The organism is Prevotella sp. E15-22 (assembly GCF_023204875.1).
In the GTDB taxonomy this organism is placed as follows: Bacteria; Bacteroidota; Bacteroidia; order Bacteroidales; family Bacteroidaceae; genus Prevotella.
Map to the genome: position 1 here is coordinate 1,165,711 of NZ_CP096247.1, position 25,576 is coordinate 1,191,286.

Here is a 25,576-nt window from a genome sequence, read left to right on the forward strand (position 1 = left end):
TACTTAAATGAAGAATATCAGAAATTTCTGCATCATAGCGCATATTGATCATGGCAAGTCGACCTTGGCCGACCGACTCCTGGAGCGCACCAAGACCATTCAAGTGACTGAAGGACAGATGCTTGACGACATGGACCTGGAGCGCGAACGTGGTATTACCATTAAGAGTCATGCCATTCAGATGGAGTATGAGCGTAATGGTGAGAAATATATCCTCAACTTGATTGACACCCCAGGACACGTCGACTTCTCTTACGAGGTGTCGCGTTCCATTGCCGCCTGCGAAGGTGCGCTGCTGGTGGTTGATGCCACACAGGGTGTGCAGGCACAGACCATCTCGAACCTCTATATGGCCATCGACAATAATCTTGAGATCATTCCCGTGATTAACAAGATTGACATGCCCAGCGCCATGCCCGACGAAGTGGAGGACGAAATAGTTGACCTCATTGGCTGTGACCCTGAGGACATTATCCGTGCCTCAGGAAAGACGGGTGAGGGTGTCGACGAAATCCTGAATGCAGTCGTCGACCGTATTCCCCATCCCGTGGGCGACGAGGAGGCTCCTCTGCAGGCACTCATTTTCGACTCAGTCTTCAATTCTTTCCGTGGCATCATTGCCTACTTCAAGATCACCAATGGTGTCATCCGCAAGGGCGACAAGGTGAAGTTCTTTAATACCGGCATGGAATACGAGGCCGACGAGGTGGGCGTACTGAAGATGGACATGATTCCCCGTAAGGAGTTGCGTACGGGCGATGTGGGCTATATCATCAGTGGCATCAAGAACTCGAAAGAGGTAAAGGTGGGCGATACCATCACCCATGTGGATCGTCCCTGCGAAAAGGCCATCGAGGGCTTCCAGGAAGTGAAGCCCATGGTGTTTGCTGGTGTCTATCCTATCGACCCTGCCGACTACGAGAACCTGCGTGCCTCATTGGAAAAGCTCCAGTTGAACGATGCTTCATTGACCTTCCAGCCTGAGTCGTCAGTTGCTCTGGGCTTCGGCTTCCGCTGTGGCTTCCTGGGCCTGCTCCACATGGAGATTGTGCAGGAGCGCCTGGACCGTGAGTTCGATATGGACGTCATCACCACCGTGCCCAACGTATCGTATATGTGCTATACGAAGCAGGGCGAGGAGAAAGAGGTGCACAATCCCTCAGGACTGCCCGAACAGACACTCATCGACCATATCGAGGAGCCTTATATCCGTGCTTCCATCATCACCGCTGCCGACTATATTGGTCCAATCATGACCCTCTGCCTTGACAAGCGAGGCGAACTCATCGACCAGCAATATGTCAGTGGCAATCGTGTGGAACTGCATTTCATGCTGCCTCTGGGCGAGATCGTGATCGACTTCTACGATAAGTTGAAGAGCATCTCGAAGGGTTACGCCTCGTTCGATTACCATATCGACTCGTTCCGTCCGTCAAAGCTCGTAAAACTCGATATCCTGCTCAATGGCGAGCCTGTTGATGCCCTGTCAACGCTCACACACCAGGACAATGCCGTGACCTTTGGTCGTCGCATGTGCGAGAAGCTCAAGGAACTCATCCCCCGTCAGCAGTTCGATATCGCCATTCAGGCAGCCATCGGCGCCAAGATCATCGCTCGTGAAACGGTGAAGCAGGTGCGCAAGGACGTGTTGGCCAAGTGTTATGGTGGTGACGTGAGCCGTAAGCGCAAGTTGCTCGAAAAGCAGAAACGAGGCAAGAAGCGCATGAAGCAGATTGGCAATGTGGAGGTGCCTCAAAAAGCCTTCCTTGCTGTTCTGAAGCTCGATTAATACACAAGACAATTCAACTACAACAATTTTACCGATATAACCGACAAAAAACAAGTAAAAATGCCAAACCTAAGTTTAACCCCACGCGACGTGGCCCGCGAATTGGCCCGCAGATACAGTACAATGACGCACGAAGAGCTCGACATCCTTGAAAGCGTGCTCGTGCCCATGAAGTTTGCAAAAGGAGAAAAAATCCTGAGTGAAGGTCAGACGTGTGAACATATATATTGGATAGTAAAGGGATTGGCACGTCAGTTCTACTTTAAGAACGGCAAGGAACTGACAGAGTATATGGCCACCGAGAACACCATCATGATGAGTATCGAGAGCCTGTTCAAAGAAAAACCCTCTATGCAGGTTATCCAGGCACTGGAGCCCACGCTCATCTACGCCATGCCGAAGAAAGAACTCGAAGCTGTGGCCATGCGTAGCGTAAACATCCAGATCCTCTATCGAAAGATTCTGGAGGAGTCGCTCATCATCAGTCAGCAGCATGCCGATATGCTGCGTTTCGAGAGTGCTCAGGACCGTTATCAGAAGTTGGTTAAGAGCTGTCCGCAGTTGGTGCTGCGTGCTCCGCTGGTTTATATCGCCAGCTATCTGCAGATGACCCCCGAGACGCTGAGTCGTGTGCGCACGGCCGTGTTGATGAACTCGTAAGGTCTATCCCCAAATAATAAAAAAGGCTCCAAATCTGGAGCCTTTTTTTATATGAATACCTTTTTTATTTGTATAAGAATCGTTTGATACTCTTCTTAGGAGTCTTCTCAAACTCTTCCTCGTGAATTTCCACCTCGGCAATCTTCTCGTAGGCAGGCAACATCTGGTTCAGCGTGTCACGGTTCTGCTCCATGATGCCCTGCAGGTCTTCCTTCGTAAAGCCCATGGCCTTCGCCTCGTCAAGGTCAGGATGAACCAGAGCCACCAGCTTGGTATCACGCTGCACCACCAGACTCTCAACCACCATGGTCATCGAGTTCAACTTATCCTCAATCTCCTCAGGATAGATGTTCTGACCATTAGCGCCCAGCAGCATGTTCTTCGAACGGCCGTTGATAAAGACGTTACCCTCGGCATCCATCGTACCCAGGTCGCCCGTGTGATACCAGCCGTCCTTGTCGATGGTAGCAGCCGTAGCCTCCTCGTTCTTATAATAGCCCAACATCACGTTCAGTCCACGAGCCAGGATCTCGCCAGGCACACGCTCAGGATCGGGCGAGTCAATCTTCACCTCCATGTGCACCACGGCACGTCCGCACGACTTAGGTTTGAACGTCTGCCAGTCGGCATAACAGATGATGGGCGCACATTCCGTAGCGCCGTATCCCACCGTATAAGGGAAGTTGATGCGATGCATAAACTGCTCCACCTCCTGGTTGAAGGCAGCGCCACCGATAATCACCTCGTAGGCATTGTCGCCAAAGGCCCTCAGCACCTCTTTGCAGATCATCTCGCGCACCTTGGCCGAGATGATAGGCATCTGCAGCAGCAGGCGCATGCGGTTGTTCTGAATCTTGGGGAACACCTTCTTGCGGATAATCTTCTCGATGACCAGAGGCACGGCAATGATGATGCGAGGCTTCACCTCGGCAAAAGCCTGTGCGATGATGGCAGGCGATGGCGTACGGTTCAGGTAGAACACGTGACAGCCATGCAGGAACTCGAACAGAAACTCGAAGGCCATGCCATACATATGCGCCATGGGCAGGATCGAGATGATGTTGTCACCCTTCTTGATGGTTGCCCCCAGCACGTTGCAGGCAAAGTCGTAGTTCGACCAGAGGGCACGATAAGGAATCATCACACCCTTCGAGAAGCCCGTGGTGCCACTGGTATAGTTAATCAGTGCCAACTCGTCGGGACTCTGCTCGATGTAGTAGTTGATATGCTCCTGACGGAAGTATTTCGGATACTTCTGTCCGTAGAGCGCGTTCAGGTTCTCGCGAGCATACGTCAGTTTCTCCGAGCGCGACACGATGAGCGAGTAGTCCGTATTGCGAATGATGCCCTCCAGGTGAGGCATAGCCTCAGGGTCGATGATGCCAGCCACGTAGTCGCCAGCAAACAGGAGTTTAGCGTCCGAGTGGTTCACGATGTTATGAATCTGCTCAGGCATGAATTCGTGTAGGATGGGCACAGCGATGGCGCCATATGTCAGTGTGGCGATGAAAGCCACGGCCCACTGACTGCTGTTGCGTCCGCAGAGGGCAATCTTATCGCCCTTCTGTACGCCAGAGTTCTCGAAAAGGATATGTACCTTTTCTATTTTTCGAGCTACATCATGGTATTGCAGCGTCTGCCCCTTATAGTCAGTCAGCGCATCCATATCCCAGTTAGCAATGATGCTTTGCTGGATGAGTTCGTTAAAACTAGGTATCTTTTCCATATCTTAGATTTGTATTATACGTGGTATAGATAGCGTTTAATGCTCTTCTTAGGTGTTTTCAAAAATTCCTCGTCGCGAATCACAACGCGGCTGATGCGACTGAAGTTAGGCAGCATCTCGTTCAGGTTCTCACGGTTCTGCTCCATCACGGCCTCCAGTTCCTCCTGTCCCAGACTGGCAGTCTCGTCCTGGTCTGGATAGATCATGGCCACCAGCTTGTCGCCGTCCTGCACAATCAGGCTCTCGCTCACCATAGGCATTGAGTTCAACTTGTCCTCAATTTCCTCAGGATACACGTTCTGTCCGTTGGCACCCAGCAGCATGTTCTTGATGCGACCACGGATATAGATGTTCTTGTCGGCATCCATCGTGCCCAGGTCGCCAGTATGATACCAGCCCTCCTCGTCAATCACCTGACGGGTGGCCTCCTCGTTCTTGTAATAGCCCAGCATCACGTTGGTGCCTCGTGTGATAATCTCGCCAGGCACATTCTCAGGGTCGTTGCTCACGATGCGCACCTCCATTCTGTCCACAGGACAGCCGCACGAGCTGGGAGCAAACTCCTTGTAGTCGCGATAGCTGATGAGTGGTGCGCACTCTGTGGCGCCATAGCCCACGGTGACGGGGAAGTTGATGCTCAGCAGAAACTCCTCCACCTCTTTCGACAAGGCAGCGCCACCCACGATCACCTCGTAGGCACGGCCGCCAAAGGCCTCATACACCTGCTGGCGAATGCGCGTCTTCACCTTATGCGAAACGATAGGCATAGACAGCAGCAGTTTCACCCTTGGCGTCTGAATCACAGGGAACACCTTCTTGCGGATAATCTTCTCGATGATCAGGGGCACCGACACCACCAGTGTGGGTCTAATGTCGGTGAAAGCCTTGGCAATGAGTGTAGGCGAAGGCAGGCGGTTGAGGAAGAACAGGTGACAACCATTGCAGAAGCCGAACAAAAATTCGATGGCGAGGCCATACATGTGAGCCATGGGCAGGATGTCGAGCAGCGGGTCGCCCGCTTTCACCTCCTTCGACAGACGGTCGATGACAAACTGCACATTGCTACAAAGGGTGCGATAGGGCAGCATGACTCCCTTCGAGAAGCCTGTTGTGCCACTGGTATAGTTAATCAATGCCAACTCCTCGGGCTGGTCCTCGTGATAGTGCACATGCTCCTGACGGAACGCACGAGGATATTTCGAGCCGAACATCATATTTAAATGTTCGCGCGCATAAGTCAACTTCTCCGAACGCGACACCATCAACGAGAAGTCGGGCATAAAGACGATGCCTTCCAGGTTGGGCATCTGCTCAGGGTCAATCTCCTTAGCCACGAAGTCGCCCACAAACAAGGCCTTCGCCTCCGAATGGTTCACGATATTGTGAATCTGCTCTGCATTAAACTCATGCAGAATGGGCACAGCCACGGCCCCATAGGTCAGCGTTGCCAGGAAAGTAACGGCCCAGTGGGCAGAGTTGCGTCCGCAGATGGCAATCTTGTCTCCTTTCTGAATACCACAGTTCTCGAAAACGATATGTAGTTTTTCGATTTTTCTTGCCACATCGTGAAACTGAAGCGTTGCGCCTTGATAGTCTGTCAGGGCATCGGCATCCCAGTTTTTGATGATAGCGTCATAGATGAGTTTATTAAAACTAGAACCAGTGTTCATTGCACAAATTTCAAAATTTTGTGCAAAGGTACATTGTTTTTTGCACAAAACAAAAAAAATCGTGCAGTATTTTATAGTATTATCTTAAAAAATGGAAAAAGAGAATAATTAATTCCTAAAATAGACTATTCGTAGTGCATGGAGCGTGCCGGATGGATGTGCGACACCAGATAGCTTGGCGCAATCAGCACAAAGACGCTCACCAATAGCGTCACGATGTTAATCAGGGCAATCAGCACCAGGTTCACCTCCATGGGCGCCTCGTTCACATAGTAGGTCTGCGCATCCAGCTTCACCAGACCCGTATATTTCTGCAGCAGCACGATGCCCAGTCCGATGATGTTGCCCCACAGCAGTCCACGCCCAATAATAAACACGGCAAACCACAGGAACGTGCGCCTTATGGTGGCATTGCGAGCACCCAGCGCCTTGAGTATGCCAATCATCTGCGTGCGCTCCAGGATGATGATGAGCAGTCCACTAATCATGGTGAAGCCCGCCACGGCAATCATCAGTCCCAGGATGATCCACACGTTGATGTCGAGCAGTTCGAGCCACGAGAACACCTGCGGATAGATATCCGTGATAGTATAGCTCACCGACATCTCGTTGTCGCGATCGCCCTTGCCGTGCAGGATGTCCAGCAGGTTGCGGTTCGTCTCCTTCAGTCGGTCGAAGTCGTTCACCAGCACCTCAGCACCCGTACACTGCAGACTGTCCCAGCCATTCAGTCGTTGCGTCACGCTGAGGTCCGTCAGACACATCATATCGTCGAAGCGCTTCATGTTGGTCTGGTAGATGGCACTCACCGTAAAGCGACGCGTGCGCACATCGTCGTTGCCAATGAAATAAGCAAACAGACGGTCGCCCACATGCAGGCGCAACTTATCCGCCATGGTCTTCGACACCACCAGCGGGTATTTCGATTTCCCATCCGAGAAAGTCGGCAGTTCACCCTCCACCAGGCAGTCTTGCAGGAACTGCGTGTCGTATTCGCTGCCCACGCCCTTAAGGATCACCCCCAGAAAATCATCGTTCGTTTTCAGGATGCCCTGCGTCATGGCAAAGCGCTCAGCATGGCGCACGCCGTCAGCCTCCTCATAGGCCTTCAGCGTACTGTCGTTGATGCAGATGGGGAAGATGTTGCCCTGCAGGTTGTACACCTGGATATGACTGCCAAAGCCCACCACCTTGTCGCGAACGGTGTGCTTGAATCCCAGCACCACGCTCACCGTGATAATCATCACGGCCAGTCCGATGGCCACACCCACGGTGGCTATGCGAATAGCCGGGCGGCTCACCTTGCGGCGGTCGCCCTGATCGCTATAAATTCTCTTGGCTATGAATAATGGGAAGTTCAATTATCAATTATCAATTATCAATTGAACTACTCACTCACTCTCCCCGGATAGGCCTCCAGAGCCTTCTGCAGCACCACGAGCGCCTTCATCAGGTCCTCCTTCTTCAGCACGTAGGCAATACGCACCTGATTGATGCCAGCGCCAGGCGTGGTATAGAAGCCAGCGGCAGGAGCCATCATCACCGTCTGTCCCTCGTACTCGAAATCCGACAGACACCAGCGGCAGAACTTCTCAGCATCGTCAACAGGCAGTTTGGCCACCGTATAGAAAGCACCCATGGGGATGGGCGAATAAACGCCAGGAATGCGGTTCAGTCCGTCAATCAGGCACTTACGGCGCTCCACATACTCATCGTAAACATCACGATAGTATTCCTCAGGCGCATCCAGCGAAGCCTCGGCCACAATCTGTCCAATCAATGGGGGAGAGAGTCGGGCCTGACAGAACTTCATCACGGCAGCGCGCACCTCCTTGTTCTTCGTGATCAGCGCACCCACACGGATGCCACACTCCGAATAGCGCTTCGACACAGAGTCAATCAGGATGACGTTCTGCTCGATGCCCTCCAGATGGCAGGCCGAGATATAGGGAGAGCCCGTGTAGATATATTCACGATACACCTCGTCCGAGAACAGATAGAGGTCGTATTTCTTCACCAGGTCGCGAATCTGGTTCATCTCGCGACGGGTGTACAGATAGCCCGTGGGGTTGTTGGGGTTGCAAATCATGATGGCGCGAGTGCGCTCGTTGATCAGCTCCTCAAACTTCTCCACCTTGGGCAGTGAAAAGCCCTCCTCGATGGTGGTGGCGATGGTACGGATCTTGGCGCCAGCCGAGATGGCAAAGGCCATGTAGTTGGCGTAGGCAGGCTCGGGCACGATAATCTCGTCGCCAGGGTTCAGACAGCTGAGGAAGGCAAAGAGCACAGCCTCGCTACCGCCCGATGTGATGATGATATCGTCGGCCGTCACGTTGATATTGTATTTGGCGTAATAGCTCACCAACTTCTCGCGATAGCTCTGATAGCCCTGCGAAGGCGAGTATTCCAGAATCTCGCGATCGATGGTCTTCAAAGCATCCAGTCCAACCTGTGGTGTAGGCAGGTCGGGCTGTCCGATGTTCAGATGATACACTTTTGTGCCGCGTTTCTTGGCGGCAACGGCGAGGGGAGCCAGTTTCCTGATAGGCGACTCGGGCATCTCCAGACCGCGTACTGATATTTCAGGCATCTTTTTTCTGTTTGATTAAACGTTTGCAAAGTTACGACTTTCTTTCGATATAACGGCATGTTCCGCCGAAAAAATCCTTATTTGTTTGCTCAATTCGGATTTATTGCGTAATTTTGCACGATTCTAAAAGAAAACCGTATGAATTTCCAAGAAATGCTGAATGCGCAGGAGGAGTTGAAGCCTCGTAGCGAGAAACTGCCTATAGGCGACTTCTATAGGACGCAGATAGACAGTAAATATCATTTTGTGGTGAAGCTCAAACCAAGTCTCACCGATAGCATTGCCTTTTGCGACGCCCTGAAGAAGGACGAGCAATGGTCGCTGCACCAGCGCACCCGCCAGCAGTTGCATTTCGGCGTGAAAGAAAACAACGGTACGGTGAGTGAGTTGGAGCTCGAGACCGGCAACTGGCAGACACTCTCGCAGTTGCTCTTCGCCAGTCCTGCCATCGTGGCCCAGAAGGGCTTTGTCGACCAGTTGGTCACCACGCTGATGGACTATGCCACGAAGTTGCATGCCGAGGGCGTCTATCACCTCTGTTTCTCGCCCGATAGCATCTTTGTGCGCAAGGGCGACACCTCGCCTCTTTTGCTCACCCATGGCTCGTTCTATACGTCGCTGTCCGACCAGAACGACCTCTATGCAGGCAGCGAGGATTTTGTGGCGCCCGAGGTGTTCAGTCATGGCACCATCGACGAGCGCAGCGATGTCTATTCGCTGGGCAAACTCATTATTCATCTCTATGGCCAGAGTGCCCTGCCGTTCGAATATAAGAAGGTGGTCAAGAAGGCCACGGCCCAGGATCCCTCGCAGCGTTTCAAGTCGGTCGAGGAGATGAAGGACACCCTCACCCAGCGTCGCAGCACCATGCGTTCCGTCTATGCCCTGGTGGGCACGGTGGTCATCGCCCTGTTCTGTTTCTATCTCTACACCGAGCTGATGCCCTCGGCCGAGCGTATCGAGTTTGTGGAGCCTGCCCAGCAAAAGGCGTCGGCCGATCCGTTCGACACCACCTTCGACCCAGAGTCGCTCGAGGACGACACGCTGATGCAGTCAGAGATGGATGCCATCTACCAGAAGAAAGCCGAGGAAATCCTCCGTCGTCGCGAGGAGCGCGCGGCCGAGGCCCTGAAGCAGCAGGAGCAGGCCCAGAAGCGCCAGATGCGTGCCAAGGGCGTGGTAGAGCCAGAGGAATCAAACGATAAGTCAAACGATAATACTAACGAATAAAAAATAAAGAACGAAACAAAAATGATGAGAAGTAGAACAGCAAACTGGTTTGAATGTAAGATACGTTATGAGAAGACCATGGAAGACGGTCTTCAGAAAAAGGTGACCGAGGCCTATGTCGTTGACGCCCTGAGCTTTAGCGAGGCCGAGGAGCGCATTATCGAAGAGATGTCGTCGTATATCAGCGGCGAGTTCACCGTCACCGACATCAAGAAGGCCCCCTATGGCGAGATCTTCTTCAGCGACCAGGAGTTGGCCGACCGTTGGTATAAGGCCAAGCTGCAGTTTATCACCATCGACGAGAAGACCGAGAAAGAGAAGAAGTCAAACGTGAACTACCTGGTGCAGGCCGGCTCGTTCAATGGCGCCGTGAAAAACCTCGACGAGGTGATGGGTGGCACCATGATCGACTATACCATTGCCAGCGTGGCCGAGACCCAGCTGATGGATGTCTTTGAACATGTGGCCAAGGGCGCTGCCAAGGCCGATGATAAGCCAGAGTACGAAGGCTAATTGTGGGTATGTACGACGTTAAAGGACAATTAAATAAAGTGCGCCAGTCGCTCCCCAATGGGGTGCGACTGGTGGCTATCAGTAAGTTCCATCCTGCCGAATATATCACGGCCGCCTATGAAGAGGGCCAGCGTGTGTTTGGCGAGAGTCACGAGCAGGAGTTGGCCCAGAAGGTGAAGGTGCTGCCCCCCGACATCGAGTGGCATTTCATTGGTCACCTGCAAACCAACAAGGTGAAATACATTGCCCCCTATATCTCGATGATCGAGGCAGTCGACTCGTTGAAGCTGCTGCGCGAAATCGAAAAGCAGGCAGCCAAGGCCGATAGGGTGGTGCGTGTGCTCCTCGAGCTCCATATTGCCGAGGAAGCCACGAAATACGGTCTCACCCTCGATGCCTGTCGCCAGTTGCTGGCCGATGGCGAGTGGCGCCAGATGTCGCACGTCCAGATCTGCGGCCTGATGATGATGGCGTCGAATGTCGACGACGAGGCCCAGATAGCCAGCGAGTTTCAAACCGCTGCCAACTTCTTCGACGAGGTGAAGCAGCAGTATTTCGCTGCCGATCCCCACTTCTGCGAGCGCTCGTGGGGCATGAGTCACGACTATCACCTGGCTGTGCAGCATGGCAGCACCATGGTGCGTGTGGGCACCACCATCTTTGGTCCGAGGGTGTATTAACCCTCGCGACACCTGTCATCTCGAGCCTGCCGAGAGATCTCTCCATGCGCTGCGCTTAGTCGAGATGACAATAAAATGTACAAAAGCCCCTCTGAGATTTAAAAATTCTCCACCAAAAATTTTTTTCTTGCGTACAGCCCAAATATGCGCAAATAACTAATATTCTGATAGTTAGAGACTTATAAAAACACCTCCAAAATTGTAAAGAATCAGAAAGCGTTCGCATATTCGTTTAGGGTGCAACGGAGGCTGAGTTACCTTGCAACGGAGCCTGAATTACAGTGCAAAACAGCCTCCGTTAGGGTGTAACTCAGCCTCCGTTGCATCGTAAAATCGATAGGGGAGCAAAACCACCGAAAATCAAGCCGAAAACACCCCAAAAACACCCCTTTCGCCACTCTAGTTTGTCCATTCTCAGACCCCTAATTTTTAGCACTTTTTCTTTACATGTATAATTATTTATGGCATAACGGCATATCGGCATATCGGCATATCATTTCGATTTTTCATTTTCATGATAGGGAGTGTGAAGGAGGGTGGTATAATAATTATATTTAATATATATTATAATATATATTAAATATAAAATATATATATCTTTTCCGTCGATGCGCCATAAAAATATCGATTTCCCAAATGATATGCCGATATGCCGTTATGCCGATATGCCATAAACCGAAAGCATCCCAAAAGTTTTCTTGACATATTCCTGACATCTCATGGAATCTCTCCTATGTCCCCCAATTTTTTCAGATAAAATGTAAACAGTTTGCGATTTTTTTAGTAACTTTGTAGGCAGTTAGGAGAAAATAAAACTACAATGAGCTACATACCACCATTCACAGTAAGTGCCGAAGCCATCAATCTGATTGCAGAGATTTCTGCACAGATAGAGCGTTATGCCATTCGTTTGGAGCAGGAGGATGGTTTGCGCCTTCGCAAGGCAAACCGCATCAAGACCATTCATTCCTCACTGGCCATTGAGGGCAATACGCTTTCAGAGGAAGAGGTTCGCGATGTCCTTGATGGAAAAAACGTGGTGGCTCCAGTCCGACAGATTCAGGAGGTAAAGAACGCCATAAAGACCTACGAGTTATATCCTACGCTCGATGCCTTCAAGGAGAAAGACCTTCTAAAGGCACATGGTGTGATGATGCAGGCATTGGTTGATAATGCAGGGCACTATCGTAAAGGTGGCGTGGGCGTGTTTGGCGAGAAAGGATTGGTTCATTTGGCTCCTCCTGCCGATCGTGTTCCTATGTTGATGGGCGAACTCTTTGATTGGCTGAAACATTCAAAAGATCATCTGCTTATCCGTTCCTGTGTGTTTCATTTCGAGTTTGAGTTTATTCATCCCTTTGTCGATGGCAACGGACGAATGGGGCGCTTGTGGCAGTCACTGATACTTGGCAAATTGCATCCGCTCTTCGAGCATTTGCCTGTAGAGAATATGGTCTATAGCAATCAGCAGCAGTATTACGATGCCATCACAGCCAGTACGAATGCTGGGCAGTCAGGTCCGTTTATCGACTTTATGCTGGGTGAGATATATAAGACGCTGAAACAGCATCAGGGAAACCCTTTGTCAAATACAGCTGATGAGTTCGATGCAAAGTTCGGCAAAGAGTTCGGTGTAAAGTATGGTGTAAAGTTCGGTGTAAACGAAAAAAAGGTCTTGCTACTTTTGGCATCCAATCCATCTTTATCTGCTGGAGACCTTGCAGCTCAAATAGGATTGAGTCAGCGTGGCATAGAGAAACAATTAAAGAAGTTCCGTGACCTCGGAATTATTACTAGAAAGGGAAGTGACAAAACTGGTTACTGGGATTTCGTAAAGGAATAGACCTGATGCATTGGCAATAACCCACTGTTTAATGACGATGTTCGTAGCGGCAAAAGAGTTAATGGCTAAAATTATGGGACGATGAGCAAAAAGTCAATACGTTTTTATAACGAGATGGTGTTGAACTGGTTAGTATCACTAACCACTTCAAATTCGAAGCCCCAGATGGCAAGCAGCGTGCTTACCTTGACGCAATGATAGAGAGTCAGAACGATAGTACCAAGATTAAAGAGTTACTTTCGCTGGCAATGACCGACAAGATCAATGACCGCGAAACTTTTATGAAGGGCATCGATTATTCATATTATTATGAACAAAACGATTAAACCGCTGAACTGATTTGCTAACCCGATTACGGTGCTACTCTATCATTTCAGCGGGAGGAAATTGTTTCCTTTCACGCTGCAAAGATACGATTAAGTGCGCAAACTATCAAATAAATTAGGATTTATTTTTAGTTTCTAACGAAAGTACCTCGAAAATCCATACTCCATTGCACCCACACCAGGAACATCCTTTTTCTTGTGTGGGTGCATTTTCTTTTCCCCACCACCACCGCTAGGCATACACCCATACACCCCTACACCCATATCATTTCGTTTTTTCATTTTTCATTTCCCCAATTTTTCTAGATAAAATGTAAACAGTTTGCAAAATTTATAGTAACTTTGTAGGCAGAATGAAAGAAAAGGAACTGTATATAGACTTTGACGAGTATATCCGCCAAGGTGAGCCTGGGCAGCAGGAGAAGGCTGGTTATTGGCAGACTGCTATTGGACTGCAGGCAGTAGATGGTTTGAAAGTTTCGAACTATCTTCAGGATACTGCCCGTAAGCACATCGAGGGTGATATTACCATCGATGAAGCTCGTGAACTTGTCAATCAATACTACATCACCAAGACTGCTCATGATGCTAACGATGAAGATAAGGAGGAGGGCGACCGTGTGTCGTCGAACATTGTGAAGGTGCTTTCCAGTCCTACCTTCGACTTCAGCACAGGTGGCTACCAGTCTATTCATCGTCGCGTTTTCGAGGGCGTGATGAAACATGCTGGTGAGCTTCGTACCTACGACATCACTAAGAAGGAATGGGTGTTGGAAGGTGACACAGTGCTCTATCTGAACTGGGAAGACCTGCATCGTGCTCTTGACTACGACCTTGAGCAGGAACGTGCATACAGCTACAAAGGCAAAAGCCATGACGAGATGATAGCCCATCTGACACGATTCGTCTCAGGTTTATGGCAAATCCATGCGTTTGGTGAGGGCAATACACGCACAACGGCAGTTTTTACTATACAGTACCTACGTTCATTAGGTTTTGAAGTAAGCAATGATCAGTTTGCTCGTCATTCGTGGTATTTCCGCAATGCACTAGTACGTGCCAACTATCGCAATGTGGCGAAAGGAATAGACTATTCCCCCGTTTATCTGGAGCGTTTCTTCCGTAATCTGCTACTTGGTGAGCAATGGGATTTGCGTAACCGCTACCTGCATATCCATCCCACTGAGGAGTGGAGCGAGCAGCCGAATCTGGCTTCACCCCACAAGTACCCCACAAGTACCCCACAAGTACAGGATAAGTTGCATACTGATAATCCGAATATCGTTAGATTGGTCCAAGTTGTTAGAGAACAGGAATTGTCAGTAAAGGAAATAATGGAAGGCATAGGGTTGAAAGACAGGAAGAACGTATTGAATCTGTATCTCAACCCAGCTATCGCAGAGGGTTATGTCCGTCTGCTGTACCCCCAGTCACCTCGCCATCCACGGCAGAAATACCTGTTGACGGTGAAGGGACTTGCACTTCTTAATGAATTGAATAAGTGACAATCCTAGCGCACCCCATTGCACCCACACCAGGAATATCCTTTTCCTTGTGTGGGTGCATTTCTTTTCCCCCACCACCACTGCATGGCATACACCCCTACACCCATATCATTTCGTTTTTTCATTTTTCATTTCCCCAATTTTTCCAGATAAAATGTAAACAGTTTGCGAATTTTTTAGTACCTTTGTAGGCACATAACTAACAACCCGCAGATTATGGACGATTCTGTTTATTCCTTGTCAGAGGAAGACATCAAATTGCGATACATCACACCCTCTATTTTGGGGAAGGGATGGTCGGTAGATGACATCACGATGGAAACCAAGGTGAAGCTTACAGATGGTAAGATTAACCTTAGGGGAAACCTTGTGGCACGAGGCAAGGCAAAGTATGCTGATTACATGCTTTATTTTAATCGTGCTACGCCTATAGCCATAGTTGAGGCCAAGGATGCCAACCACTCCGTTAGTTATGGCATGCAGCAGGCCAAGGAATACGCCTCGATGATGGACATCCCTTTCGCTTTCAGCTCTAACGGCTTTGGGTTCCATGAGTACGATTTCCTGACTGGCAGGGAGCGTTCGTTCTCAATGGATGAATTTCCTACGAAAGAAGAGCTTTATGCCCGATTCCTTTCCGAGAGTCATGACGGCAATGGCCTGTCTGATGCAGAACTGAAGGTTATCAATCAGCCTTTTTGCACAGGATTGGATATCTATCCACCACGCTATTATCAGCGTAATGCTGTTAATCGCACTGTGGGCGCTGTGGCCCAAGGAACCAAGCGTATGCTGTTGGTGATGGCAACGGGTACAGGTAAGACCTATACAGCCTTCCAGATAGTCTATCGCCTGATTAATGCAGGACTGGTGAAGAAAGTGCTTTATCTGGCCGACCGTAACATCTTGGTTGATCAGTCTATCGAGCAGGATTTTAAGCCACTCACCAACGTGACGCATAAGGTGAACTATGCACAGGATAAAAAGAGTAAGCCAACTGCTCATGTAGTTTACTTCTCGTTATACCAGCAGCTGATAGGCGAAGATGGCAAACAGAATTATAAAGAGCTGTTCAAGCCTGAGTTCTTCGATTTAGTGATTGTCGACGAGTGTCATCGTGGAAGTGCAAAGGATGACAGCAACTGGCGCGAGATACTTGAATACTTCAGTGGGGCCATCCAGATAGGTATGACAGCCACACCCAAGGAAACACGCTACCAGTCGAATATTACCTATTTTGGCGAACCACTCTATTCCTATAGTCTGAAAGAGGGTATCGACGATGGCTTCCTAGCTCCCTACAAGGTGATAAACATCACCACCAACATTGGTGACGAATGGCGACCCACCAAGGGACAATTGGATATCAACGGCCATCCCATTGAAGACAGAATATACAATAATCAGGATTACGACTACAATATCGTCATAGAAGACAGAACACGAGAGGTGGCTCACGAAATATCGTGTTATCTGAAAGCCACTGATCCAATGGCGAAGACCATTGTGTTTTGTGCTGACGAGGATCATGCAGAACGTATGCGCATTGCCTTGGTCAACGAGAATGCTGATATGTGCAAGATTTATCCAGATTATGTGGTGCGCATCACGGGCAGCGATGCCTATGGTCAGTCAAAACTCGACTACTTCATCTCTGTGGCCTCCAAGACCCCTGTCATCGCTACCACCAGCAAACTACTCTCAACAGGCGTAGACTGCAAGATGGTGAAGCTGATAGCACTCGACCAGCGCATCAACTCCATGACGGAGTTCAAGCAGATTGTGGGACGAGGCACTCGTATACGTGAGAAGGATGGTAAGACACACTTCACCATCATGGACTTCCGTAATATCACACGCCTGTTTGCCGATCCAGACTGGGATGGCCCGTTAGAGGTGGATAAAGGCTATCTGCCTGACAGGGCAAAGCCCTATGTGCTGCCCACGGATAAAACAGATGACAGTGGCACCAAGGTGCAGGAAGAACGACCCATTGTCGACAGAGATGGTTGCGAGGTAAGGGTTATCAACAAGGTTGTTTCTGTGTATGATTCGAATGGTAAACTGCTTCGTACAGAGAGCATCACTGACTACACCAAGAAGAATATCAACGACACTTATGCCAACCTCAACGACTTTATCAACCATTGGAATGAGGCAGAGCGCAAGGCTGAAATCACAGACCTGATGCGCGAGAGTGGTATCGACCTGCAAGCCTTGAAAGAGAGTCAGGGCATGGCCGATGTTGACGACTTTGATTTTATCTGCCACATTGCTTATGGCAAGAAACCGCTTTCTCGCAGAGAGCGTGCTGAGAACGTGAAGAAGCGCGACGTGTTCAGCAAGTATGGCCCAGAAGCCAAGAAGGTGCTCGAAGCCCTGCTTGACAAGTATGCCACAGACGGCATCAGTCAGTTGGAAAACAGAAAGGTGCTGAGCCTAGACCCCTTCCGTCAGATGGGTTCACCAGCCAGTATTGCCAAGATGTTTGGTGGTAACCAGCAGTATTTCTCGGCAGTCAAGGAATTAGAAACAATGATTTATAACGATATAGCATAAGAATGGCATTAACTAACTTTGTTAAGAACATCAGAAACATCATGCGCAACGACGCAGGTATCAATGGCGATGCCCAGCGAATAGAACAGATTGCCTGGATGTTGTTTCTGAAAGTATATGATGAGAAAGAAAACGATTGGGAGTTTAACGAAGATAACTACAAGTCATTTATTCCAGAAGATTGCCGTTGGCGCAACTGGGCAAAGGACAATGGCGATGGTGAAGCCCTGACAGCCGATGCGCTGTTGGACTTTGTAGACAACACCCTGTTTCCTACACTGAAGGGACTGGAGGTAACACCCTCTACGCCCATGCGTAGTGCCATTGTTAAGGCCACTTTCCTCAATGCCAACCAATACATGAAGGATGGTGTGCTGCTTCGACAGGTGATTAACGTTATCGACGACCTCGACCTGAGCAGCTATGAGGAGAGTCACGCCTTTGGCGAGATTTACGAGACTATCCTGAAAGAAATGCAGTCTGCAGGTTCTGCAGGTGAGTTCTATACCCCTCGTGCCCTGACAGATTTCATGGCAGAGATCATTGCGCCTCAGGTAGGCGAGCAAATGGCCGACTTCGCTTGTGGCACTGGTGGCTTCCTCACCTCATGGCTGAAAGCCCTTGACAAGCAGGTTAAGACGGCAGAGGATCGAGAGGCTTATGCCCATTCCATCTATGGCATCGAGAAGAAACAGTTCCCTTATATGCTCTGCGTCACCAATATGCTGTTGCACGATATCGACTCGCCTCAGGTGAACTATGGCAACTCGCTCACAAAGGATGTGCTGAACTATACTGATGATGACAAGTTCGACGTGATTCTGATGAATCCTCCTTATGGTGGCAACGAGAAGAACGACGTGAAGCGTCACTTCCCAGCCGATCTGAGTTCCAGTGAGACAGCCGACCTGTTTATGGTGGTCATCCAGTATCGACTGAAGAAGAAGGGTAGGGCTGCTGTCATTCTGCCTGATGGCTTCCTGTTTGGTGCAGACAATGCCAAACTGGCCATCAAGGAAAAGCTGCTACGTGAGTTTAATCTGCACACCATTATCCGTCTGCCCGGTAGTATTTTTGCACCCTATACCAGCATTGCAACAAATATCCTGTTCTTCAACAACGAGAAAGCTGAAGGCGCTGCTGAGGGCTTTAGCACCAAGGAAACATGGTTCTATCGTCTGGATATGCCAGAGGGCTATAAGCATTTCTCAAAGACCAAACCCATGCAGGCAGCCCATTGCCAACCCATCAAAGACTGGTGGCAGAATCGCGTTGAAATCATCGACGAAGAATCAGGCGACGAGAAATCTCGCTGTTTCTCAGCACAAGAGTTGCTGGACCTTGGCCTGAACTTCGACCAATGTAAGTTCCCCAAAGAAGAGGAAGAGGTGCTCCGTCCCGAAGAGCTGCTGAAGCAGTATCACGAGAAACGCACTTCCCTCGATGCCAAAATTGACCAGACGCTGAACGAAATTCAGCAGATGTTGGGAATTGAAATCAATAAGGAGTCGTTATGAGCAAAATATCATTCCGTTTCTATAAAGACCATGAGGTCAGAGCCATTTGGGACGAAGAAAATTCCAAATGGTGGTTTTCAGTACAGGATGTTGTGGGAGCCATCAACGACCAATCGGACTACAAAAAGAACCGCAACTATTGGAAGTATCTTAAGACCAAACTTCGCAAGGAAGAAAATGAGTTGGTTAGTGCCACTAACCAACTGAAACTACGTGCAGCTGATGGCAAGCAATATGATACAGATGTGCTAGATGCAGAAGGCATCAAATTGCTAGCGAAATATACTAATAATCAGCGCGCTATGGACTTCCTTGATTGGTTTACATATAGCGACAACACTATTGACGGTCAAAGCCGCAAAAAAGCTTATACTCTTTGGGAAAGCAATCTCGTTGCAGACAAAGATGTGGGTAAGGTAAAATCTTTGCAGCAAATTCACGCCTATCTTTTTGGAGGCCTTTACGACTTTGCGGGAAAGATACGCACGAAGACTATTTCAAAGGGTAATACCCTGTTTTGTCTTGCAGAATACCTGCGTGATAATTTGAAAACTATCGAGCAGATGCCAGAGACTACTTTCGATGAGATAGTAGATAAGTATGTGGAGATGAATGTGGCCCATCCTTTTATGGAAGGTAATGGTCGCTCTACACGCATCTGGCTTGACTTGATTTTCAAGAAACAGCTGAAGATGTGTGTGGACTGGAGTAAGATAGATAAGAAAGACTATCTCGATGCTATGATTGCGAGTCACATGGACAGCACACGAATTCGTGAGTTATTGAAACAAGCTCTGACAGACAAGATTGACGATCGCGAAATCTTCATGAAGGGTATCGATTATTCTTACTACTACGAGCAGGAGGACGAAGCATGAACGCACAACAACTGAAGAACGCTATACTGCAAGAGGCCATTGAGGGCCGCTTGGTACCTCAGGACCCCAACGACGAGCCCGCATCAGCCCTCCTAGAACGTATTCGTAAGGAGAAGGAAGAACTGGTAAAGGAAGGTAAACTTAAGAAGTCTGCCTTAAAAGAAATACCTTTCTCTGAAGATGAAGCCCCATTTGAAATACCTGATTCATGGGAATGGTGTAAACTTGGATGGATTGGTGATTGGGGAGCTGGAGCGACACCAGCTAAAGGTAATCCCGATTTTTATAACAATGGAACTATACCTTGGTTAAGAACTGGAGAACTAAATAATGGCTTCGTATATGATTCTGAGATTAAAGTCACTCCCAAAGCATTGGAAAAATGCTCGCTTAGGATGTGCGAAGTAGGTGATGTTCTAATTGCTATGTATGGTGCTACCATTGGTAAAGTAGCGATTGCTGGTATAAAACTAACCACTAATCAAGCATGTTGTGCTTGTACTCCTTATCATGTGTATAACAAGTATTTGTTGTACTATTTGATGGCAAGCAAGAAAACATTTACAGAAATGGGCGAAGGTGGAGCTCAACCGAATATATCTAGAGAGAAAATCGTAGCATTCCCCTTTGCTCTTCCTCCTCTTGCAGAGCAACATCGCATTGTAGCAAAGATAGAAGAACTTCTGCCAAAGGTTGAGGAATACGGCAAGGCTCAAGATGCACTTAACAAACTGAATGCAGAACTACCAGAACGCTTAAAGAAAAGCATTCTTCAAGAAGCCATTGAAGGCCGTCTCGTCCCCCAAGACCCCAACGACGAACCCGCCTCAGTCCTCCTTGCAAAAATCCGCAAGGAGAAAGAAGAACTTGTAAAGGCTGGCAAACTCAAAAAGAAAGACCTCGAAGTAAAACCTATCTCCGAGGACGAGATACCTTTCGAGATTCCTGAGAGTTGGGAGTGGATAAGGTTAGGCGATGTTACAGAAATAGCTCGCGGTGGATCTCCTCGTCCTATAAAAGAATTTTTGACAGATGCTCCCAATGGATTGAATTGGATAAAAATTGGAGATACCGATAAAGGAGGTAAGTATATCAACTCATGTAAGGAGAAAATAAAGCCAGAGGGATTAAAGAAAACGAGGATGGTTCATCCTGGAGATTTTCTCCTGACTAATTCTATGAGTTTCGGAAGACCATATATAACAAATATTGAGGGATGTATACACGACGGATGGCTCATGATTTCTCCATATGCAGAAGTGTTTGATCAATCCTTTTTATTCTATGTTTTATCTTCAGCATTTGCCCACAAACAATTCAGCGATAAAGTTGCTGGCGCTGTTGTACAAAACTTAAATTCTGATAAAGTTGCAGACTCATTTGTCCCTATACCTCCTCTTGCAGAGCAACACCGCATTGTGGAGAAGCTCGAGCAAGTGCTTGGTGAAATCGATAAACTAAAGAAGTAAAACATGAACAGGCTTGTACTCATCGGTAATGGCTTTGACTTGGCGCATGGTCTCAAAACCAGCTATAAGGATTTTATATACTGGTATTGGAAACAAAGGATGCTAAAACTTCGTGATTTCAGAGGTAAGACATCTGATGATGGCCTGTGCAAGTTCACGATATTGGGTTATGACACATGGCGTGACCTATTCTATTATAACCAATATAAAATAAGCCTTGCAGAGGACAACGACTTCTTTGATGTGACAAAGAATAAAGAAGCTTTTGAAATAGAGTATTCCCCTCTTTTTGAGCGAATCCATAAGAGCATAGAGACAAAAAAATGGGTAGATATCGAGAATGATTATTACGACCTTTTGAAAGAATATGCATTGTCTGACGACTCTGCGAAAAAAGCGGAGATTTTAAATAGACAATTGCAGTATATTAAAGAATTGTTGATAAAGTATTTAGGATATATCGAGAAACAAAAGGTAGCTAAAAATGAGAGTATCAAAGAAAAGATATATGCTCCAATAAAGCTAGATGATATTTCTGTTTCAGGCAAGAACATTCTAAAAGAATGGGTCGATTCGTGGATGAAGCAGGATGAATCGTTTATAATAAACAAAATGCATCAATACGGGTGGAAAGTAGAGGATTATATTGAAAGTATTCGGTATTTCCGCAATAAATATCATGAAGGGAAAATACCCTTTACTGATGTTCCACGTTCTTACCTGCTACCAGAAGCTGTGATGCTGTTAAACTTCAACTATACACAAACGGCTCAGTTTTATCATGATAGTAATTTGGGCTTCATCAATTATATACATGGAAAAATAGATAATCCTCAAAGTATCATCTTTGGCTATGGAGATGAACTGGATGATGATTATAAGAAACTACAGAAATTGAATGACAATGATTGTCTTACCAATGTAAAATCAATAAAATATCTAGAATCAGATAATTATAGGAGGTTATTGTCTTTTGCAGAGTCGGCACCTTTTCAGATTTACATCATGGGACATTCGTGTGGTAATTCAGACAGAACATTATTGAATACTCTTTTCGAGCATCGTAATTGTATCTCCATCAAACCATATTATTATGTGAAAAAGGATGGAACAGACAACTATCTTGAGCTCGTTCAGAATACCAGTCGTAACTTTACAGATATGAAGTTGATGCGAGATAGGGTGGTGAACAAGGAATATTGTGAACCACTTACCAACCGAAATAATAACTAAAATCAAAACTATATGGATTACAAAGAACATCATAAATTAAATCAAGAATTTCTTGAGAGATTTCCTTTAGAGAAGCTAAAGGATATGACTCTTGAGCAATATACGAATTTGAATCGCTCAGATTCATTCTGCTATTGGCTTGAAATTAAAACAAGAATACTAGGTTCAATCAGCGGTAATTCATCATTTAAATTTGGAATTTATCAATATAACACAAGGCCTAATGATGATAGGGCTCGTATGTCTGATGGAAAATATGCATGGAACTCGTCTTTTGGCAAAACAGCAAGAAAAGCGTTTGAAAACGTAAAAAAGGCAGTTGTTAAAGCCGCAGAAAGTGGGTTTGCTGGAGATTTGGATGCTATTGAATCTATTGAATTAGCTCCAATGATTAAATGGAAAATTGCTTTCATGTATTCCAATGAATCAATTATTCCTTATTACAGCTTGGACAGACTACGAGTGATTGGTGAAAGGATGGGTATGGGTAATACCCAAGATGCCTCTATTGCTGATATACAAAAGTTCCTAATCAAAAATAGAAAGGGCAGAGATATACATGAATATGGTAGACTGCTTAATGATATCTGGAAGGAAAGCGATTCTACACCAGAAAGGACAGAGTCAAGCGATGAAGGAGATAAAACGATGCAAGCAACGAATGTTGATAAATACATCCGATTGTTGAAAGCAAATAAGAATTTGATTCTTACAGGTGCGCCTGGTACAGGAAAAACGTATCTGGCTAAAGCTATTGCCAAAGAAATGAAGGCAGAGTGTGAGTTAGTGCAGTTCCATCCATCGTATGACTATACCGACTTTGTTGAGGGATTGCGTCCTATTCAGGAGAATGCTGGCGAGGTAGGATTTGAACGCAAAGATGGAGTGTTTAAAGAATTCTGTGCTCGCGCTCTTAAGAATTTGCAGGATTCTAAAAAAACTATTCAGGCTTTGCAGCAGGAATCGTCTGTTCGCGACTTGTTAGAGGACTTTATCGAAGAGTCGCTCGAAGAAAACACGAAGTTCGAAACGTCAGGAACCAAGAACTCCTTTTATATAATAGATAATAAAGAGAAATCAATCATCGTTAAAGTTCCAGCAAATGAGAAAACCAGTGAGGTTGCTCTACCAAAATCTGATTTGACAACATTGCTTGAAAACGATGTTCCTATCAAAGGTGGAAAAGATATTCAGACATACTTCCATCGCAAATACAGAACTCAGCAGGATTCGTATATATATGTGTTCTACAATATTCTGAAAAAGAGAAAGTCTGTTCACTTAAAAAATGTGACTGTAGACCTGATTCCTGAGAAGAAGTTCGTATTTATCATCGACGAGATTAATCGCGGTGAGATTTCCAAGATATTTGGTGAGTTGTTCTTCTCGATTGACCCAGGATACAGAGGCGTGGCTGGTCGCGTGAAGACGCAATACCAGAACCTGATAGAGGAGGGCGATGTGTTTAAGGAAGGTTTCTATGTGCCTGAGAATGTCTACATCATTGGTACGATGAATGATATTGATCGTAGCGTGGAAAGTATGGACTTTGCTATGCGTCGCCGTTTTACTTGGAAGGAGGTGACGGCTAAGGACAGTATGAAGATGCTTGAGGGTAGTCCTTACGAGGATGAGGCCAAGAAACGAATGGAGAGTCTGAATAATGCTATTCTGAAAGTTCGTGGACTGGGCGAGGCTTATCAGATTGGTGCAGCCTATTTCAAGAAGATTGAGCAATATAATGGAGATTTCCAGAAGCTGTGGGATTATCATCTGAAAGGCTTGCTCTATGAGTATCTGCGTGGAAATATGAATGCTAAAGAGCAATTGGACGAACTGAAAAAGGCATACGACAACGAAACGCCAATAGATGAAGCATCTATTTAAAATAGCGGATAATAATTGGGACGGCCTGCCTATTGACGATGAGCTGCATCTTGCTAATCTGCAAAAGATTGCTGAGAAGCCCATTGGACAGCTAAGCCTTGAAGATCACCCCAATTTGCTAATCTTTCCTCAGAATCTGGAAGAGTATGGGGATAAGATTGGTAAGCAGTATGTGTTTGAGGTGAAGGAGGGCAAGCTATGCACTAAGAATGTCATGGGCTTTATTGGTTATCGCGATACGAAGGTGAGAATCCATTCGCGTTTTGCTCAGGGCGATGATGACTACTTCCTGCACTATATGCTGCAGAAGGTATTTGCTATCAATCTCTTTGATTTGAAGTATCATGCAGACGAAGAGAGTATCTTCGATTTTCTGATTTATCTCTTTCCTGCGTTCTTGAAGCGTGCTATGCAGCAGGGATTGTATAAGGAGTATCAGACTCGTGAATATAATAATGCTAATATCAGAGGAAGGATAGATGTGCCCAGACATATTCGAATGAATATTCCTTTTGCTGGCAAGGTGGCTTATTCTACGAGGGAATATGCCTACGATAATCATGTGACCCAACTGATTCGCCATACAATTGAGTATATTGCTAATCATCAATACAGCAGTGGTATTCTGAAGAATGATGATATGACAAAGGATGCAGTGAGCCTGATTAGGGAGGCTACTCCAAGCTATAGTCAGAATAATCGTAGAAAGGTTATCAATCAGAATCTTCGTCCTTTGAGTCATCCTTATTTTAGCGAATATCGTCATCTGCAGCGACTCTGCGTTCAGATATTGCGTTATGAAGAGATTAAGTACGGACGTGATGATGATGAGATATATGGTGTTCTTTTTGATGGCGCATGGCTGTGGGAGGAATATCTGAATACGATTCTGAAGGATTGTGGTTTTGAGCATCCTCAAAACAAGATTTTTAAGGGGAAGGTATCCCTATTTATGGATGGTAGTGGTTGGCGTTATCCTGATTTCTATAAAAGGGATATGGTACTTGATGCCAAATATAAGCGTTATGCTAATTTGAAACTGCAAGAGCTTGATGGGGATGACCTTCATCAGGTTATCACTTATATGTATATCCTGGCTGCAAATCATGGTGGTTTTATTGTTCCTTGGCCTTATAGCTTGCGTGACTATAAACCAGTCCCCAAGATTCTTAATGGCTATGGTGGTTCTATGAATATTTATGGTATTACTGTTGATAGTCCTGTAAATAGTTACAAAGAATACTGCAGCCTCATGGCTCAATACGAATGGGAGTTTAGAGCTATATTTAAATAGTGTTCAGGGATGGCAGGTGCCAGCTACTGTCTACCCATATCGGCATACCGGCATATCATTTGGAAAACGAGGGGAGAAGGCTGTGGGCTGATGTCTGACGCTATGCCATAAAAAAGACGAGACTGGCTCGTCATCACGACGAACCAGTCTCCCAACACAAAAATTTTTTTATGCCTTATGGGATTATGAAACCCCATAGGCATCAAA

The 25,576-nt window shown here is 47.1% G+C and carries 18 protein-coding genes and 1 pseudogene; 15 read left to right on the top strand and 4 right to left on the bottom strand.

The features are described 5' to 3' along the window. The first annotated feature begins 7 nt into the window (after positions 1-7). Both lepA and M1D30_RS04620 read left to right on the top strand, forming a co-directional pair. A complete protein-coding gene (lepA, locus tag M1D30_RS04615) occupies positions 8-1,789 on the top strand; it encodes a translation elongation factor 4 (protein WP_248506746.1) in 1,782 nt (593 codons plus the stop codon). 60 nt (positions 1,790-1,849) lie between these two features. Beyond that, complete coding sequence (locus M1D30_RS04620) at positions 1,850-2,449, top strand: Crp/Fnr family transcriptional regulator (protein ID WP_248506748.1); 600 nt, start codon at positions 1,850-1,852, stop codon at positions 2,447-2,449. Between the two features lie 64 nt (positions 2,450-2,513). Here M1D30_RS04620 and M1D30_RS04625 read toward each other — a convergent pair whose 3' ends face one another. The 4 genes from M1D30_RS04625 to M1D30_RS04640 form a co-directional block, all read right to left on the bottom strand. Beyond that, complete coding sequence (locus M1D30_RS04625; protein ID WP_248506750.1) at positions 2,514-4,175, bottom strand: AMP-binding protein; 1,662 nt, start codon at positions 4,173-4,175, stop codon at positions 2,514-2,516. A gap of 14 nt (positions 4,176-4,189) precedes the next feature. Next, positions 4,190-5,845 (bottom strand): AMP-binding protein, encoded by a 1,656-nt coding sequence (locus tag M1D30_RS04630; RefSeq protein WP_248506752.1) that lies wholly within the window; start codon positions 5,843-5,845, stop codon positions 4,190-4,192. Positions 5,846-5,970: 125 nt separating this feature from the next. After that, positions 5,971-7,206, bottom strand: coding sequence for an FtsX-like permease family protein (locus M1D30_RS04635; protein ID WP_248506754.1), 1,236 nt, complete (start codon positions 7,204-7,206; stop codon positions 5,971-5,973). Between the two features lie 26 nt (positions 7,207-7,232). Further along, a complete protein-coding gene (locus tag M1D30_RS04640) occupies positions 7,233-8,435 on the bottom strand; it encodes a pyridoxal phosphate-dependent aminotransferase (RefSeq protein ID WP_248506756.1) in 1,203 nt (400 codons plus the stop codon). A gap of 138 nt (positions 8,436-8,573) precedes the next feature. Between M1D30_RS04640 and M1D30_RS04645 the strand changes: the two genes are divergently transcribed. The 13 genes and pseudogenes from M1D30_RS04645 to M1D30_RS04705 all read left to right on the top strand — a co-directional run bounded on the left by M1D30_RS04645 (position 8,574) and on the right by M1D30_RS04705 (position 25,369). Then, on the top strand, positions 8,574-9,665 hold the full coding sequence (locus M1D30_RS04645; protein WP_248506758.1) for a hypothetical protein: 1,092 nt from the start codon (positions 8,574-8,576) through the stop codon (positions 9,663-9,665). A 24-nt stretch (positions 9,666-9,689) separates the two neighbouring features. Then, positions 9,690-10,178, top strand: a complete 489-nt coding sequence (locus tag M1D30_RS04650; RefSeq protein WP_248507740.1) for a DUF4494 domain-containing protein — start codon at positions 9,690-9,692, stop codon at positions 10,176-10,178. Between the two features lie 8 nt (positions 10,179-10,186). Next, on the top strand, positions 10,187-10,858 hold the full coding sequence (locus M1D30_RS04655; RefSeq protein ID WP_248506759.1) for a YggS family pyridoxal phosphate-dependent enzyme: 672 nt from the start codon (positions 10,187-10,189) through the stop codon (positions 10,856-10,858). A gap of 820 nt (positions 10,859-11,678) precedes the next feature. Beyond that, a complete protein-coding gene (locus tag M1D30_RS04660; protein WP_248506761.1) occupies positions 11,679-12,701 on the top strand; it encodes a Fic family protein in 1,023 nt (340 codons plus the stop codon). A 182-nt stretch (positions 12,702-12,883) separates the two neighbouring features. Further along, positions 12,884-13,027: pseudogene (locus M1D30_RS04665) on the top strand (cell filamentation protein Fic); the annotation flags it as partial. 353 nt (positions 13,028-13,380) lie between these two features. Beyond that, the gene (locus M1D30_RS04670; protein WP_248506763.1) at positions 13,381-14,532 is read left to right on the top strand and encodes a Fic family protein; all 1,152 of its coding nucleotides are present in this window, start codon (positions 13,381-13,383) and stop codon (positions 14,530-14,532) included. A gap of 216 nt (positions 14,533-14,748) precedes the next feature. Beyond that, positions 14,749-17,091: an EcoAI/FtnUII family type I restriction enzme subunit R gene (gene hsdR, locus M1D30_RS04675; protein WP_248506764.1), complete on the top strand. Its 2,343-nt coding sequence runs from the start codon at positions 14,749-14,751 to the stop codon at positions 17,089-17,091. 2 nt (positions 17,092-17,093) lie between these two features. Beyond that, positions 17,094-18,608: a class I SAM-dependent DNA methyltransferase gene (locus tag M1D30_RS04680; protein ID WP_248506766.1), complete on the top strand. Its 1,515-nt coding sequence runs from the start codon at positions 17,094-17,096 to the stop codon at positions 18,606-18,608. Then, a complete protein-coding gene (gene fic / locus M1D30_RS04685) occupies positions 18,605-19,486 on the top strand; it encodes a protein adenylyltransferase Fic (protein ID WP_248506768.1) in 882 nt (293 codons plus the stop codon). Before M1D30_RS04680 ends, fic begins: the two co-directional genes overlap by 4 nt. Further along, a complete protein-coding gene (locus M1D30_RS04690) occupies positions 19,483-20,955 on the top strand; it encodes a restriction endonuclease subunit S (protein WP_248506770.1) in 1,473 nt (490 codons plus the stop codon). Before fic ends, M1D30_RS04690 begins: the two co-directional genes overlap by 4 nt. 3 nt (positions 20,956-20,958) lie before the next feature. Continuing rightward, positions 20,959-22,188, top strand: a complete 1,230-nt coding sequence (locus M1D30_RS04695) for an AbiH family protein (protein WP_248506772.1) — start codon at positions 20,959-20,961, stop codon at positions 22,186-22,188. A 648-nt stretch (positions 22,189-22,836) separates the two neighbouring features. Further along, positions 22,837-24,075: an McrB family protein gene (locus tag M1D30_RS04700; RefSeq protein WP_248506774.1), complete on the top strand. Its 1,239-nt coding sequence runs from the start codon at positions 22,837-22,839 to the stop codon at positions 24,073-24,075. Then, positions 24,059-25,369 (top strand): McrC family protein, encoded by a 1,311-nt coding sequence (locus M1D30_RS04705; RefSeq protein WP_248506776.1) that lies wholly within the window; start codon positions 24,059-24,061, stop codon positions 25,367-25,369. The genes M1D30_RS04700 and M1D30_RS04705 overlap by 17 nt, the downstream gene beginning before the upstream one ends. Positions 25,370-25,576: the final 207 nt, after the last annotated feature.